Here is a 13786-nt window from a genome sequence, read left to right on the forward strand (position 1 = left end):
GCGGCCTCGGCTTACAAGCCCAGCGTCGAGGCGGCGAAGGCCGGCCGCGCCTGCCGCAGGCACTCGTCGAGGCGCTCGCGCAGCGCGCGCCGGCTCTCGGCTTGGTGGCTGCACACGCCCCGGCTGCGCTCGGGGTCGATGCGGTGCAGCGACCAGCTCGGCGTCCAGACCGCACTGGGCACCGCGGGCGCAGCGCTGCCGCTGCAGGCCCGGGCCTCGACGATGTGGCTCCAGAGCCGGCGCCATTCGACGAATCGCGCATGCGCGCGATCGAAGACGCCGAAGCCTTCGGCCAACAGGATCAGGCTGCGCCCGCTCGCGGCCCAGGCCTGCAGCGCGGCGATGCTGGTGCGCTCGCCCAGGGGCCAGTCGGCGAAGTCGGGATCGCTCAAGACGATCTCGCGCCAGCCCTTGCGGGCGGCCGCGTCCAGCGCCGCCCTCAGCGCCGCGTCGAAGGCCAGCCGGCCATCGAACGGCCCCTCGGGCAAGGCGGTTTCAGACGGCATGGGCCCACCCGGCTTCGCACCAGTCGCCGAGCAGCGCCAACGCATCCTCGCTGGCACGCGCCAGATCGCGCGCATCGAGCCCGCGCTGGTCGGCCAGCCGGCGCATCAGCGTCGCATCGCGCCCGCCCGCTCGGAAGCTCTCGCCGTTGATGTACAGGTGGCGCGTGTCGTAGAGCATGCGCGTGCGCCGGTCGAGCCGCACGCCTTCGAGCCGCTCGGGCAGTTCGCCCGCATCGAACCACACGTTGGACTTGGGCTCGGTCATCGACTCGCCCAGTGCGCGGTCGATCGCATCGGGGTCGCGCAGCGCGGCCTCGACGGCCTTGCGCGCGAAGGTCTGCAGGTCGGCCGGCATCGCCGCGGGGCGCTCGACCGCTTCCTGCGAGGGGTCGCGGTAGTGCACCGCCGGGATGTCCTGCAGTTCGTCGGCCTGGGCCTCGGCGATGCGCGCCAGCAGGTCGGCGCCCAGCGGCGCGGCGGCCGGCGAGCGCAGGCCGATGGAGCAGGTCATGCAGTCGTCGCCCACGGCCACGCCGTCGTGCGCATAGCGCGGCGGCAGGTAGAGCATGTCGCCGACCTCGAGCACGAAGCTCTGCTCGGGCTCGAAGTTCTGCAGGATCTTCAGCGGCACGCCGGGCTGCAGTTCGAGGTCGCGCTGGCGGCCGATCGACCAGCGGCGCCGGCCGCTGGCCTGCAGCAGGAACACGTCGTAGCTGTCGAAGTGCGGGCCCACGCCGCCGGTGTCGCTGGCGTAGCTGATCATCAGGTCGTCGAGCCGCGCGTCGGGCAGGAAGCCGAACCGGCGCATCAGCGCATGCGCGCCCTCGTGATGCAGGTCGACGCCCTGGACCAGCAGCGACCAGCCCGGCTGCTGCAGCGGCGGCAGCGCGCGCCGCGGGAACGGGCCGTGGCGCAGTGACCAGCCCTTGGCGGTCTGGCGCACCAGCCGCGACTCGACGTCTTCCGAGCCGGCCAGCGCGAACAGCGCGCCGCGTTCGACCGGTGGCAGCATGCCGGGCACGGCCTGGCGCACCAGCAAGGGTTTTTTCTGCCAATGGCGGCGCATGAATTGCGCCGGCGTGAGGCCGCCCAGGAGCGGCAGAGGGGAATGAAGGTCCATGGGAGAATTCTGCAATGGAAATTTCAGAACAATGCGTGGTCGGCCTCACATGGACGATCAAGGACACCCTCGGCGACGTACTGGACGTGCTCGACGAGCCGGTGGAGTTCCTGGTGGGCGGCGACGATCTCTTCGATGCGATCGAAGCCGTGCTCCAGGGCCATGAGCCGGGCGCCCGCGTCCAGGTGCAGATCGAGCCAGAACAGGGTTTCGGCGACTTCAACGACCAACTGCTGTTCCTGGAGCCGCGCGCGCTGTTCCCGGAAGGCACCGAGGAAGGCATGACCTTCGACGGCGCGGCCCTGCCCGACGGCGTCAACCCGGACATCGTGAAAGACGCGATCTACACCGTCGCGGAGATCTACCCCGACCATCTGGTGCTCGACGGCAACCACCCCCTGGCCGGCATCGCGCTGCGCCTGGACCTCACGGTGCGCTCGGTGCGCGAAGCCACCGAAGAAGAAATCGGCCGCGGCTCCGCCGGCACCGGCTTCTTCAAGCTGGCCAGCACCACCCCCGGCAACGACACCTTGCACTGAGAAACAACCAGCAGCCCCCAAAGAAAATGCCCCGCATGCGGGGCATTTTCATGTTCCAGGGATACCGCGGAACCGGCTTCGCCGGGCCGCTGGTATCGCCCCCTTGAGGGGGAGGCGGCGACACGCAGTGCGCCGCATCGGGGGTGGGTCAATACCTCGAGATCTGCCCGTTGTTGATCACCACCCGGTCCCCCACCCGCAGCTCGCCGGGCGTGGGCACGTCGAAGGCACGGTAGCCGCCGCGCTCGGTCTGGACCGAGATGCGGTAGCTCTGGTAGGCACGCGGTGCATTGGCGTTCGCCTCGACGGTGTTGCCCAGCAACGCGCCGCCCACGATGCCCAGCGCCGTCGCGGCCGCGCGGCCGCCGCCGTGGCCGAACTGGTTGCCGACCACGCCGCCAATCAGGCCACCGGCGACTGCACCACCGCCCGAAGGGGCTGCACCGGAGGACTCGCTGCGCACCACCTCGATGTTGACGATGCGGCCGTACTCGCCATAAGGCTGCGGCGCTGCGTAGGCGGGCTGGACATGGGGCTGGTAGGGGTAGCGGCTGGTCTCGTAGACCGGCTGCGGTGCCACACAGGCGGTCAGCGTGGCCAGGGCCAGCACGCCGGCTGTGAGGGAAAGGAAGCGAAGTTGTTTCTTCATGTTTCGTGCTCCACGCATGTGGTTATGAGCTCTTGCTGCGGGCCGATGAGGGCCTTCTGTTCAACGCGCCACGACCAACCAGGATGACCGCAGTCGCTGTTTCCATTCAACCATCATCTGGAAACTTCGAGGGCCGGGCCGTGCCGCGAGTTCCGATCTTTACGAGAGTGAAACGAAGCGACAGGCGCAGGTCCGCGCCTACAGCCCGGCCTCAGGCGCGCCCGGTGGAACCGTAGCCGCCCTCGCCGCGCGCGCTGGCTTCGAAGCTGCCCACCACGTTGAATTTGGCCTGCATCACCGGCACGATCACCAGCTGCGCCAGCCGCTCCATGGGCTGCAGCACGAAGGCGGTGTTGCTGCGGTTCCAGGCGCTGATCTTGAGCTCGCCCTGGTAGTCGCTGTCGATCAGGCCGACCAGGTTGCCCAGCACGATGCCGTGCTTGTGGCCCAGGCCGGAGCGCGGCAGGATCAGTGCCGCATAGCCCGGATCGGCCAGGTGCACCGCGATGCCGGTGCCCACCAGCTGCCACCCGTTGGGCTCCAGCGTGATGGGCGCATCGAGGCAGGCGCGCAGGTCCAGCCCTGCACTGCCGGGGGTGGCGTAAGCCGGGAGTTGGTCCGCCATGCGCGGATCGAGGATACGGACGTCGACGTTCACTTCTTCACTTGCCTTGTTGTTGTCGTTGTTTCTCGGCCGCGTTGCGGGCCGCTTCCTGGGCCCACTGGCTCCAGCTGGTCACGCCGGCCGGCAGCAGGCGATGGCGCATCTGCTTGGCGACCCAGAAGCCCCCGGCCAGCACCAGCAGGATCATGCCGAAGGGCGCGTCGAACAAGAACATGCCGACCAGCGCCAGCAGCCAGACCGCGGCCACGGCGCGCACCACCTTGAAAGGCAGCGCCGCGCCACCCGCGGTGCTCGCGGCACTGGCCTGCGCAGGCACGGGCGGGCGTGTCGCCGCCCGGCCGCGCGGCGCCACCGCGCCCGGCGACAGTCCGGCGTGCGGTTCGGACGAGGGCGGCATGCCGACATCGAGCGCGTGCGAGCCATCGACCGAAGCGGTTCGCAGCGCCAGCGCGGCACGCGCCGACAGCTGGTCCACATAGCGGGCGAAGTCGCCGTTCGGCGGCGTGTTCGATTGCGTGTTCAGGTTCATGCGGAAGTCCTCGTCGGGAGGCGCGCCGCGATCTCTGCGATCAGCTCGCGCGCCAGTTGCAATTTGGGGGCGCGCGGCAATTCGCGCACGCCATCGGCATCGACCAGCAGCAGGCTGTTGTCGTCCTGGCCGAAGGTCAGCGGGCCGATGTTGCCGACCAGCAGCGGAATGCCCTTGCGCTCGCGCTTGGCCTTGGCGTGCGCGGCGAGGTTCTCGCTTTCGGCCGCGAAGCCCACGCAGAACAGCGCGCCGCTGGCCGCGCGCGGGCTGCGCGCCACGGTGGCCAGGATGTCGGGGTTCTCGACGAAGTTCAGCACCGGCGGCAGGCCGCTGCCGTCCTTCTTGATCTTCTGATCGCTGTGCGAGGCCGGCCGCCAGTCGGCCACCGCGGCCGTGGCGACGAAGACCGACGCCCTCGCCGCCTCGCGCTCGGCGGCCTCGAGCATCTCGAGCGCCGACAGCACGTCGATCCGGCGCACGCCGCGCGGCGTGGGCAGGTGCACCGGGCCGGCGATCAGCGTGACCTCGGCGCCGGCCTCGCGGGCGGCGCGCGCGATGGCGAAGCCCATCTTGCCGGAGGAATGGTTGGTGATGCCGCGGATCGGGTCCAGCGCCTCGAAGGTCGGGCCGGCCGTGACCAGCACCTGCTGGCCCACCAGCAGCTTGGCATGGAAGAAGGCCGTGATGTCCTCGAGCAGCTGGGCCGGCTCCAGCATGCGGCCGTCGCCGGTCTCGCCGCAGGCCTGCCAGCCGCTGCCCACGCCGAGCATGGTGGCGCCGTCGGCCGCCACCTGCTGCAGGTTGCGCTGGGTCGCGGGGTGGGCCCACATCTCGCGGTTCATGGCCGGCGCGATCAGCAGGGGCACCTGCTCGATGGGGCGCGCCAGGCACATCAGGCTGAGGAGTTCGTCGCTGCGGCCTTCGGCCAGCCGTGCGATGAAATCGGCGCTGCACGGCGCCAGCACGATCGCATCGGCCTCGCGGCTCAGGTTGATGTGCGGCATGTTGTTGTCTTCGCGCACATCCCATTGCGAGACATAGACCGGCCGGCCCGACAGGGCCTGCATCGTGACCGGCGTCATGAACTGCGTGGCCGCCTCGGTCATGACCACCTGCACGGTGGCGCCGGCCTTCACGAACAGCCGGCACAGCTCGGCGGATTTGTAGCAGGCGATGCCGCCCGTGAGCCCGAGAACGATGTGTTTGCCAAGGAGGTCTTGCATATCGCTGGGAGTGTAATGACGTGGCGCATCGCCGGAGAACAGCGAAGGACACTTGGTGCCCGGACCGAAATCGCGTCCCGCAGCCACCTATAATCCTCATTTCCCACTGACCGGACCTGAAAAGTCTGGAAATGGCATGACCAAATTCGTCTTCGTCACCGGCGGTGTGGTGTCTTCCCTGGGCAAGGGAATCGCCTCCGCCTCCCTCGCTGCGCTGCTTGAATCGCGCGGCCTCAAAGTCACCCTCATCAAGCTGGATCCGTACATCAACGTCGATCCCGGCACGATGTCGCCGTTCCAGCACGGCGAAGTGTTCGTCACCGACGACGGGGCCGAAACCGACCTCGACCTCGGCCACTACGAGCGCTTCATCAACACCCGGATGCGCAAGGCCAACAACTTCACGACCGGCCAGATCTACAAGTCGGTGCTCGAGAAGGAACGCCGCGGCGACTACCTCGGCAAGACCGTGCAGGTGATTCCGCACATCACCAACGAAATCCAGGATTACATCAAGCGCGGCGCCGGCATCGACACCGCACACGAGGTGGATGTCGCGATCGTCGAGATCGGCGGCACGGTGGGCGACATCGAGTCGCTGCCCTTCCTCGAAGCCGTGCGCCAGATGAGCCTGCGCTCGGGCCCCAACAACGCGGCCTTCGTCCACCTGTCGTACGTGCCCTGGATCGCCGCGGCCGGCGAGCTCAAGACCAAGCCGACCCAGCACACCGCCAAGGAACTGCGCGCCATCGGCATCCAGGCCGACGTGCTGCTGTGCCGCGCCGACCGCCCGATCCCCGACGACGAGCGCGCCAAGATCTCGCTGTTCTCGAACGTGCCCGAATGGGGCGTGATCTCGATGTGGGACGTGGACACGATCTACAAGGTGCCGCGCATGCTGCACGAGCAGGGCCTCGACGGCCTGATCTGCGACAAGCTGCGCATCAACACGCCGCCGGCCAAGCTCAAGCGCTGGGACGACCTGGTGTACGAGGTCGAGCACCCGCAGCGCGAAGTGACCATCGCGATGGTCGGCAAGTACGTCGACCTGTCGGACAGCTACAAGTCGGTCAACGAGGCGCTGCGCCACGCGGGCATGAAGAACCATGCGCGCGTGAAGATCGACTACATCGATTCCGAGACCATCACGCCGCAGGACGTCTCGCGCCTGGCCAAGTACGACGCGATCCTGGTGCCCGGCGGCTTCGGCCAGCGCGGCGTCGAAGGCAAGATCTCCGCCGCCCGCTTCGCTCGCGAGAACAAGGTGCCCTACCTCGGCATCTGCCTAGGCATGCAGGTCGCGACCATCGAGTACGCGCGCAACGTCGCCGGCCTCAAGAACGCCAACAGCACCGAATTCGACCCCGAGACGCCCACCCCCGTGATCGCACTGATCACCGAGTGGAAGGACGCCGACGGCACGGTCAAGAAGCGCAACGAGAAGTCCGACCTCGGCGGCACCATGCGCCTGGGCGCACAGAGCTCCGACGTGTCGCCCGACACCCTGGCCCACGGCATCTACGGCGACGTGGTGACCGAGCGCCATCGCCACCGCTACGAAGCCAACGTCAACTACCTCGACCAGCTGCGCGACGCCGGCCTGGTGATCTCGGCACTCACGCAGCGCGAGCACCTGACCGAAATCGTCGAGCTGCCGGTCGACGTGCATCCCTGGTTCATCGGCGTGCAGTTCCATCCGGAATTCAAGTCCACGCCCTGGAGCGGTCATCCGTTGTTCAATGCATTCATCAAGGCCGCGCTCGACCATCAGGGCACGGACAAGAAGGCCTTGAAGGTCGTGGCCTGAAGGAAAAACCCACCATGAAGCTTTGCGGATTCGACATCGGGCTGAACCAGCCCTTCTTCCTGATCGCCGGACCCTGCGTGGTCGAGTCCGAGCAATTGCAGATGGACACCGCCGGCACGCTGAAGGAAATCACTTCGGCGCTCGGCATTCCCTTCATCTTCAAGAGCAGCTTCGACAAGGCCAACCGCTCCTCGGGCACCAGCTTCCGCGGCCCGGGCCGCGAGAAGGGCCTGGAGATCCTGGCCAAGGTCAAGCGCGAGCTGAACCTGCCGGTGCTGACCGACGTGCACACGCTCGAGGACATCACCGAGGCCGCCAAGGTGGTCGACGTGCTGCAGACGCCCGCCTTCCTGTGCCGCCAGACCGACTTCATCTACGCCGCGGCGCAGTCGGGCAAGCCGGTCAACATCAAGAAGGGCCAGTTCCTCGCACCGCACGACATGAAGAACGTGATCGACAAGGCGCGTGCGGCGGCGCGCGAGGCCGGCCTCGACGAAGACAGCTTCATGGCCTGCGAGCGCGGCGCGAGCTTCGGCTACAACAACCTGGTGTCGGACATGCGCTCGCTCGCGATCATGCGCGAGACCCGCGCGCCGGTCGTGTTCGACGCGACCCATTCGGTGCAGTTGCCCGGCGGCCAGGGCACGACCTCGGGCGGCCAGCGCGAGATGGTGCCGGTGCTGTCGCGCGCGGCCGTGGCGGTCGGCGTCGCGGGCCTGTTCATGGAAACGCACCCCGACCCATCGAAGGCCATGAGCGACGGCCCCAATGCCGTGCCGCTCAAGCACATGAAGGCGCTGCTCGAGACGCTCGTCGCGCTCGACCGGGTCACCAAGCAGAACGCATTCCTCGAGGACATCTTTCAATCATGAGTGCTTACATCATCGCCCACGTCGAGGTGACGAATCCGACCCAGTACGAGGAGTACAAGAAGTGGTCGACGGCGGCTATGCAGGTGCACGGCGCCGAAGTGTGCGTGCGCGGCGGCAAGGTGGAAGTGCTCGAAGGCGACTGGGCGCCCGAACGCCTGGTGATCCTCAAGTTCCCCAACGTCGAAGTCGCCAAGAAGTTCGACAGCTCCCCCGAATACGGCAAGGCGCGTGCCGCGCGCCAGGGTGCCGCGGTCATGCGGATGATCGTGGTCGAAGGCGTGGCCTGAGGCCCCCCTTGCGGTGCCCTGCACCCGCCCTTCCCCAGCCCTTCCCTCACGGGGTGGGCGCGAGATGAATCTGTTTAAATTGGAGAAAAAATGAGTGCAATCGTTGACATCGTCGGGCGCGAAATTCTCGACAGCCGCGGCAACCCCACCGTCGAGTGCGACGTGCTGCTCGAATCGGGCACCATGGGCCGCGCGGCCGTGCCTTCGGGCGCATCGACCGGCTCGCGCGAAGCGATCGAACTGCGCGACGGCGATGCCAAGCGCTACCTCGGCAAGGGCGTGCTCAAGGCCGTCGAGAACATCAACACCGAGATCTCCGAATCGGTGCTGGGCCTCGACGCCTCGGAACAGGCCTTCCTGGACCGCACGCTGAACGACCTCGACGGCACCGAGAACAAGGCTCGCCTGGGCGCCAACGCCACGCTGGCCGTGTCGATGGCCGTGGCACGCGCCGCGGCCGAGGAATCGGGCCTGCCGCTGTACCGCTACTTCGGCGGCATGGGCGGCATGCAGCTGCCGGTGCCGATGATGAACGTCATCAACGGCGGCGCGCACGCCAACAACAGCCTGGACCTGCAGGAATTCATGATCATCCCCGTGGGCGCCAAGAGCTTCCGCGAGGCGGTGCGCTACGGTGCGGAAACCTTCCACGCGCTCAAGAAGATCCTGAGCGACCGCGGCATCAGCACGGCCGTCGGCGACGAAGGCGGCTTCGCACCCAGCGTGGCCAGCCATGAAGAAGCCATCCAGCTGATCCTCGAGGCGATCGACAAGGCCGGCTATGTGGCCGGCGAGCAGATCGCCCTGGGCCTGGACTGCGCCGCCAGCGAGTTCTACAAGGACGGCAAGTACGTGCTGTCGGGCGAATACCTGTCGCTGTCGGCCGAAAGCTGGACCGACATGCTTGAGACCTGGGTCGACAAGTACCCGATCATCAGCATCGAGGACGGCATGCACGAAGGCGACTGGGACGGCTGGAAGCACCTGACCGAACGCCTGGGCAAGCGCGTGCAGCTGGTGGGCGACGACCTGTTCGTCACCAACACCAAGATCCTGCAGGAGGGCATCGACAAGGGCATCGCCAACTCGATCCTGATCAAGATCAACCAGATCGGCACGCTGACCGAGACCTTCGCCGCCATCGAGATGGCCAAGCGCGCGGGCTACACGGCCGTGATCTCGCACCGTTCGGGCGAGACCGAGGACAGCACCATCGCCGACATCGCGGTGGGCACCAACGCCGGCCAGATCAAGACCGGCTCGCTGTCGCGCTCGGACCGCACGGCCAAGTACAACCAGCTGCTGCGCATCGAGGAAGACCTCGGCGACGTCGCCAGCTACCCCGGCCGCGCCGCGTTCTACAACCTCCGCTAAGCCAAAGCGTCTCGACGCCGCATGCGCTCGCGCATCGCTCCCCTCATCCTGGCCGTGCTGCTGCTGATCCTTCAGTGGCAACTGTGGACCGGGCGCGGGAGCGTGCCCGAGGTGGCGCGGCTCGAATCCAAGCTGGTCGCCCAGAAAGAAGCCAACGCCCGCTCGGCGCTGGCCAACGAGCGGCTCGGCTCCGAGGTCAACGACCTCAAGGAAGGCCTCGAGATGGTGGAAGAACGTGCGCGGCAGGAGCTGGGCATGGTCAAGCCGGACGAAGTCTTCGTACAGATCACGAAGTAGGCTCGCCCCCGAGGGCTGCGGCGCACTGCGTGTCGCCTGGCCTTCCCCCTTCCGGGGGCAACACCGGCAGCCCGGCTGAGCCGGTTGCGCGGTAGCACTGGGCTCTCCCCCCGGGGCTGCGCGCACTTCGTGTCGCTTGCCTTCCCCCTTCCGGGGGCAACACCTGCGGCCCGGCAAAGCCGGTTCCGCGGTGTTTCACGAACAGACTTCGCTTGCTGCGAGCCCTAGGCCGACGCAACGCCACGAGAATGTGTTGATGCCTGAATTCTTCTCCGCGCCCGCCTTCGTGCTCTGGGGCGCCCCGACCAGTTGGCTCGAGGTGCTGGCGGCGTCGCTGGCGCTGGTCATGGTGGGCTGCAACATGCGCGAGATCCACTGGGGCTGGCCGCTGGCGATCGTGAGTTCGCTGTTGTACTTCGGCGTGTTCGCGCAGGCGCGCATCTACGGCGACGCCTTGCTGCAGATCTTCTTCGCCGTCGTGGCGTTCTGGGGCTGGTTCCAGTGGCTGCGCGGGCATCGCGCCGACGGCAGCGCGCTGCAGGTCACGCGCCTGTCGCCACGCGGCATCGCGCTCGTGCTGCTCGCCTGCGCCGTGGCCTGGCCTGCGGTCGCGCTCTTCCTGCGCCGCTTCACCAACACCGACGTGCCCTGGTGGGACGGCTTCGCCACCGGGCTGAGCCTGGTCGGCCAGTTCCTGCTGGGACGCAAGTACATCGAGAACTGGCTGGTGTGGCTGGCGGTCAATGCAGTGAGCATCGGGCTGTTCGTGCACAAGGGCCTGTGGCTCACGGTGGGCCTCTATGCGGTGTTCGCGGCGCTCAGCGTGGCAGGCTACCTGGCCTGGCACCGGCGCCTGCCGAGGGCCATCGCATGACGCCAGCGCTGTCGGCGGGTTGCGTGATCGCGGTGCTCGGGGCCGAGAGCACCGGCAAGACCGCGCTCGCGGGCGCGCTGGCCGAGCGGCTGACGCAGCGCGGCATCGTGGCCACGCAGGTGCCCGAGTACCTGCGCGAATGGTGCGAGCGCGAAGGCCGCACGCCGCGGCCCGAAGAGCAGGCCGCCATCGCCGCGGAGCAGAGCCGGCGCATCGCGCTGGCTGCGCGGCACGGCGTGGCGGTGGCCGACACCACGGCGCTCATGACCGCGGTCTACAGCGAGTGGCTGTTCGACGACCGATCGCTCTATGCCGAGGCGCTGGCTGCACAGGCCGGCTACACGATGACGCTGCTCACCGCGCTCGACCTGCCCTGGGTGGCCGACGGCATGCAGCGCGACGGCCCGCACGTGCGCGAACCCGTCGACGCGCTGGTGCGCGCCGCGCTGGGCCGGGCCGGCGTGTCGTACGCGGTGGTGCACGGCAGCGGCGGCGAACGATTGGGCAACGCCTGGAACGCGCTGAACCTCGCGGCGCAGTTCGAGGCACCCGCCTCGCGCCGCGCGGCCGGGCGCGCCAGCGAAGGCTGGCAGTGGTCGTGCGAGAAATGCTCCGACCCGGTGTGCGAGCACCGGCTGTTCACCGAACTGGTGGCGCGGCGCTCCTGAAGCGCGCAGCACCCTCGCGCGTCACTGAACCGTCGGGCTGCCGGGCAACTGGTTGCCCGGCGGGCGGAAGATCTGGGCCGCATCGACCGCGTCGAAACGGTACTGCTTGCCGCAGAAATCGCAGCCGACCTCGATGTCGCTGCGCTCCGCGAGGATGCCCTCGGCCTCTTCGACGCCCAGGCCGCGGATCATCTGCGCCACGCGTTCACGGCTGCAGTTGCAGGCGAAATGCGGACCCAGCGCGCCGACCTGCGGCTGGAAGCGCAGTACCTTCTCCTCCCAGAACAGGCGCCGCAGGATGGTCTCGACGTCGAGCGTCAGCAGCTCGTCGCGTGTCAGCGTCGAGGCCAGGATCGAGATCCGGTTGTAGTCCTCGTTGCGTCCGATCTCGTCCTGGTTGGCCAGGTTCAGGTCGATGCCCGCCGTGCCTTCGAGGTTGCCCTCGCCCTTGACCGGCAGGCGCTGGATCAGCAGCCCGGCCGCGACCTTGTCGTCGGCCGCCAGCACCAGCGTGGTGTCGAGCTGTTCGCTCTGCAGCATGTAGTGCTGCAGCACTTCGCTGAGCTTGCCCAGCTTCTGGCCGTCGTCGCCGAACAGCGGCACCACGCCCTGGTAGGGCTGCTGGCCGGGCACGCGGCCCTTGGGCTCGAGCGTGATCGCACAGCGGCCCTTGTTCTGGACGTTGACCATGTCGGGGAAACGCGCATCGGCCGGCAGTTCGCCGACCATGGTGGCGGTCGAGCGCAGGCCCAGGTCGGCCTGGACCTCGGCCACCGCGACCTTGACCGGTCCGTCGCCGAAGATCTGCAGGATCAGCGAGCCGTTGAACTTGATGTTCGACTGCATCAGCGTGGCCGCGGCGGTCATTTCGCCCAGCAGCTCGGCCACCGGCGCCGGGTAGGGCCCGGTGGTGGTGTTGGCGGCGCGGCGCGCCAGGATCTCCTGCCACGCGTCGGTCAGGCGCACGATCATGCCGCGCACCGGCATGCCGTCGAACAGGAATTTGTGCAGCTCGCTCAAAACAGTCCTTCTCTCTCCCTCAGGAGATTCTCTTGAGGCCCTTCGCGAAGCGATGGGCGTTTTCCACATAGTGTTCGGCGCTCGCGCGCAGCTTGGCGGCCGCCGCATCGTCGAGCGTGCGCACCACCTTGGCCGGTGCGCCGATGATCAGGGAGTTGTCCGGAAACTCCTTGCCCTCGGTCACCACGCTGCCGGCGCCAACGATCGAGTTGCGGCCGATCTTCGCGTTATTCAAGACCACGGCCTGGATGCCGATCAGCGTGTTGTCGCCGATGGTGCAGCCGTGCAGCATGACCTGATGGCCGACCGTCACGTTCTCGCCGATGGTCAGCGGACAGCCGATGTCGGCGTGCAGCACCGACAGGTCCTGCACGTTGCTGTTGCGGCCGATGGTCAGGGTTTCGGTGTCGCCACGCAGCACCGCGCCGAACCAGACGCTGGCGTTCTCGGCCAGCGTCACCGCGCCCATCACCTGCGCGCTGTCGGCCACCCAGGCGCCGTCTGCGAGTTGCGGCGCCACGCCATCGAGTTCATACAGGGCCATCGCGGTGTCTCCTTGTTCTGGGGCTAAAACTAGAATTGTAGGGATGCACCCTCGTCTCGGCGCCCTCGCCGCCCTGCGCCTGACCGACCCCGAGGCCAAGGTGGCCGCCACGCGCACCCTTGCAGCCGACGCCGCCAGCGTCCCCCTGCCCCCGATCGCGCTGCAGGACAGCATCGACGAACAGGACGTTCCGGGCCGGCCCGAGCGGCCGCTGCGGGTGTCGGCGACCGAGGTCGGCAAGCGCTCGCCCTTCACGCCCGAGGGCCGCGCCGCGCTGATCCATTCGATCTGCCACATCGAGTTCAATGCGATCAACCTGGCGCTCGATGCGGTCTGGCGCTTCGACGGCATGCCCGAGGCCTACTACCGCGACTGGCTGCGTGTCGCCGGCGAGGAAGCCCTGCACTTCGAGTTGCTGCATGCGCACCTGCAGACCCTGGGCTTTTGCTATGGCGACTTCACGGGCCACGACGGCCTGTGGTCGATGTGCGAGAAGACCGCGCACGACGTGCTGGCGCGCATGGCGCTGGTGCCGCGCACGCTCGAGGCACGCGGGCTCGACGCCACGCCGCTGATCCAGGCGAAGTTGAAGCGCGTGGGCACGCCCGATGCGATCGCGGCCATCGCGATCCTCGACATCATCCTGCGCGACGAGGTCGGCCATGTGGCGGTGGGCAACCGCTGGTACCGCTGGGCCTGCGAGCGCGACGGCTTCGACCCGATCGCGCACTACCGCGTGCTGTACCGCCGGCACGACGCGCCACGGCTGCGCGCGCCCTTCAACCTCGAGGCGCGCGCGCTGGCCGGTTTCACCGACGAAGAACTGAGCGAGCTGGCCAGCGGCTGAGCCCG

Annotated in this window: 17 protein-coding genes; 9 read left to right on the forward strand and 8 right to left on the reverse strand. The window is 68.2% G+C overall.

From position 1 onward, the window contains the following. Positions 1–11 precede the first annotated feature (11 nt). Entirely contained in the window at positions 12–506 is a 495-nt protein-coding gene (locus tag K0H49_RS02415; protein WP_219209552.1) for a hypothetical protein, read from the reverse strand. Continuing rightward, positions 496–1626 carry a JmjC domain-containing protein gene (locus K0H49_RS02420; RefSeq protein WP_219209553.1) on the reverse strand — a complete coding sequence of 377 codons (1131 nt, stop codon included), beginning with the start codon at positions 1624–1626 and terminating at the stop codon, positions 496–498. Before K0H49_RS02420 ends, K0H49_RS02415 begins: the two co-directional genes overlap by 11 nt. A 14-nt stretch (positions 1627–1640) precedes the next feature. Here K0H49_RS02420 and K0H49_RS02425 point away from each other — a divergent pair, with 14 nt between their 5' ends. After that, on the forward strand, positions 1641–2165 hold the full coding sequence (locus K0H49_RS02425) for an FKBP-type peptidyl-prolyl cis-trans isomerase (protein WP_219209554.1): 525 nt from the start codon (positions 1641–1643) through the stop codon (positions 2163–2165). A gap of 148 nt (positions 2166–2313) precedes the next feature. On the opposite strand, the gene K0H49_RS02430 is transcribed toward K0H49_RS02425, so the two are convergent. The 4 genes from K0H49_RS02430 to coaBC all read right to left on the reverse strand — a co-directional run bounded on the left by K0H49_RS02430 (position 2314) and on the right by coaBC (position 5191). Further along, entirely contained in the window at positions 2314–2814 is a 501-nt protein-coding gene (locus tag K0H49_RS02430; RefSeq protein WP_219209555.1) for an outer membrane lipoprotein, read from the reverse strand. A gap of 211 nt (positions 2815–3025) precedes the next feature. Further along, entirely contained in the window at positions 3026–3472 is a 447-nt protein-coding gene (gene dut, locus K0H49_RS02435; RefSeq protein ID WP_219209556.1) for a dUTP diphosphatase, read from the reverse strand. Between the two features lie 4 nt (positions 3473–3476). Beyond that, on the reverse strand, positions 3477–3968 hold the full coding sequence (locus K0H49_RS02440; protein ID WP_219209557.1) for a hypothetical protein: 492 nt from the start codon (positions 3966–3968) through the stop codon (positions 3477–3479). Further along, complete coding sequence (coaBC, locus tag K0H49_RS02445) at positions 3965–5191, reverse strand: bifunctional phosphopantothenoylcysteine decarboxylase/phosphopantothenate--cysteine ligase CoaBC (protein ID WP_219209558.1); 1227 nt, start codon at positions 5189–5191, stop codon at positions 3965–3967. Before coaBC ends, K0H49_RS02440 begins: the two co-directional genes overlap by 4 nt. 136 nt (positions 5192–5327) lie before the next feature. Between coaBC and K0H49_RS02450 the strand changes: the two genes are divergently transcribed. The 7 genes from K0H49_RS02450 (at position 5328) to K0H49_RS02480 (ending at position 11370) form a co-directional block, all read left to right on the forward strand. Continuing rightward, positions 5328–6998, forward strand: a complete 1671-nt coding sequence (locus tag K0H49_RS02450; protein ID WP_219209559.1) for a CTP synthase — start codon at positions 5328–5330, stop codon at positions 6996–6998. A 14-nt stretch (positions 6999–7012) separates the two neighbouring features. Next, positions 7013–7870, forward strand: a complete 858-nt coding sequence (kdsA, locus tag K0H49_RS02455) for a 3-deoxy-8-phosphooctulonate synthase (protein WP_219209560.1) — start codon at positions 7013–7015, stop codon at positions 7868–7870. Next, positions 7864–8157 carry a DUF1330 domain-containing protein gene (locus K0H49_RS02460; RefSeq protein WP_219212973.1) on the forward strand — a complete coding sequence of 98 codons (294 nt, stop codon included), beginning with the start codon at positions 7864–7866 and terminating at the stop codon, positions 8155–8157. The genes kdsA and K0H49_RS02460 overlap by 7 nt, the downstream gene beginning before the upstream one ends. A gap of 90 nt (positions 8158–8247) precedes the next feature. Continuing rightward, on the forward strand, positions 8248–9531 hold the full coding sequence (gene eno, locus K0H49_RS02465; protein ID WP_219209561.1) for a phosphopyruvate hydratase: 1284 nt from the start codon (positions 8248–8250) through the stop codon (positions 9529–9531). Positions 9532–9552: 21 nt separating this feature from the next. Beyond that, positions 9553–9828, forward strand: coding sequence for a septum formation initiator family protein (locus K0H49_RS02470; RefSeq protein ID WP_219209562.1), 276 nt, complete (start codon positions 9553–9555; stop codon positions 9826–9828). Positions 9829–10084: 256 nt separating this feature from the next. After that, positions 10085–10702, forward strand: coding sequence for a nicotinamide riboside transporter PnuC (gene pnuC / locus K0H49_RS02475; RefSeq protein ID WP_219209563.1), 618 nt, complete (start codon positions 10085–10087; stop codon positions 10700–10702). Beyond that, on the forward strand, positions 10699–11370 hold the full coding sequence (locus K0H49_RS02480) for an AAA family ATPase (protein WP_219209564.1): 672 nt from the start codon (positions 10699–10701) through the stop codon (positions 11368–11370). The genes pnuC and K0H49_RS02480 overlap by 4 nt, the downstream gene beginning before the upstream one ends. Before the next feature lie 21 nt (positions 11371–11391). Here the strand turns inward: K0H49_RS02480 and hslO are convergent, their stop codons facing one another. Together hslO and K0H49_RS02490 are read right to left on the reverse strand one after the other, a co-directional pair. Beyond that, on the reverse strand, positions 11392–12390 hold the full coding sequence (hslO, locus tag K0H49_RS02485; RefSeq protein ID WP_219209565.1) for an Hsp33 family molecular chaperone HslO: 999 nt from the start codon (positions 12388–12390) through the stop codon (positions 11392–11394). Positions 12391–12409: 19 nt separating this feature from the next. Next, positions 12410–12934, reverse strand: coding sequence for a gamma carbonic anhydrase family protein (locus K0H49_RS02490; RefSeq protein ID WP_219209566.1), 525 nt, complete (start codon positions 12932–12934; stop codon positions 12410–12412). A 43-nt stretch (positions 12935–12977) separates the two neighbouring features. Between K0H49_RS02490 and K0H49_RS02495 the strand changes: the two genes are divergently transcribed. After that, entirely contained in the window at positions 12978–13781 is an 804-nt protein-coding gene (locus K0H49_RS02495) for a ferritin-like domain-containing protein (RefSeq protein WP_219209567.1), read from the forward strand. The last annotated feature ends 5 nt before the right edge of the window (positions 13782–13786 follow it).

This window comes from Variovorax boronicumulans (assembly GCF_019352895.1).
Taxonomy (GTDB): Bacteria; Pseudomonadota; Gammaproteobacteria; order Burkholderiales; family Burkholderiaceae_C; genus Variovorax; species Variovorax boronicumulans_A.

Bases quoted from the DNA above. Each gene is read 5' to 3' on its own strand.
- K0H49_RS02430 (WP_219209555.1), bottom strand. From the start codon at position 2,814: ATGAAGAAACAACTTCGCTTCCTTTCCCTCACAGCCGGCGTGCTGGCC.
- K0H49_RS02490 (WP_219209566.1), bottom strand. From the start codon at position 12,934: ATGGCCCTGTATGAACTCGATGGCGTGGCGCCGCAACTCGCAGACGGC.
- kdsA (WP_219209560.1), top strand. From the start codon at position 7,013: ATGAAGCTTTGCGGATTCGACATCGGGCTGAACCAGCCCTTCTTCCTG.
- coaBC (WP_219209558.1), bottom strand. From the start codon at position 5,191: ATGCAAGACCTCCTTGGCAAACACATCGTTCTCGGGCTCACGGGCGGC.
- eno (WP_219209561.1), top strand. From the start codon at position 8,248: ATGAGTGCAATCGTTGACATCGTCGGGCGCGAAATTCTCGACAGCCGC.
- K0H49_RS02470 (WP_219209562.1), top strand. From the start codon at position 9,553: ATGCGCTCGCGCATCGCTCCCCTCATCCTGGCCGTGCTGCTGCTGATC.
- pnuC (WP_219209563.1), top strand. From the start codon at position 10,085: ATGCCTGAATTCTTCTCCGCGCCCGCCTTCGTGCTCTGGGGCGCCCCG.
- K0H49_RS02440 (WP_219209557.1), bottom strand. From the start codon at position 3,968: ATGAACCTGAACACGCAATCGAACACGCCGCCGAACGGCGACTTCGCC.
- K0H49_RS02495 (WP_219209567.1), top strand. From the start codon at position 12,978: ATGCACCCTCGTCTCGGCGCCCTCGCCGCCCTGCGCCTGACCGACCCC.
- K0H49_RS02415 (WP_219209552.1), bottom strand. From the start codon at position 506: ATGCCGTCTGAAACCGCCTTGCCCGAGGGGCCGTTCGATGGCCGGCTG.
- K0H49_RS02425 (WP_219209554.1), top strand. From the start codon at position 1,641: ATGGAAATTTCAGAACAATGCGTGGTCGGCCTCACATGGACGATCAAG.
- K0H49_RS02420 (WP_219209553.1), bottom strand. From the start codon at position 1,626: ATGGACCTTCATTCCCCTCTGCCGCTCCTGGGCGGCCTCACGCCGGCG.
- K0H49_RS02480 (WP_219209564.1), top strand. From the start codon at position 10,699: ATGACGCCAGCGCTGTCGGCGGGTTGCGTGATCGCGGTGCTCGGGGCC.
- K0H49_RS02450 (WP_219209559.1), top strand. From the start codon at position 5,328: ATGACCAAATTCGTCTTCGTCACCGGCGGTGTGGTGTCTTCCCTGGGC.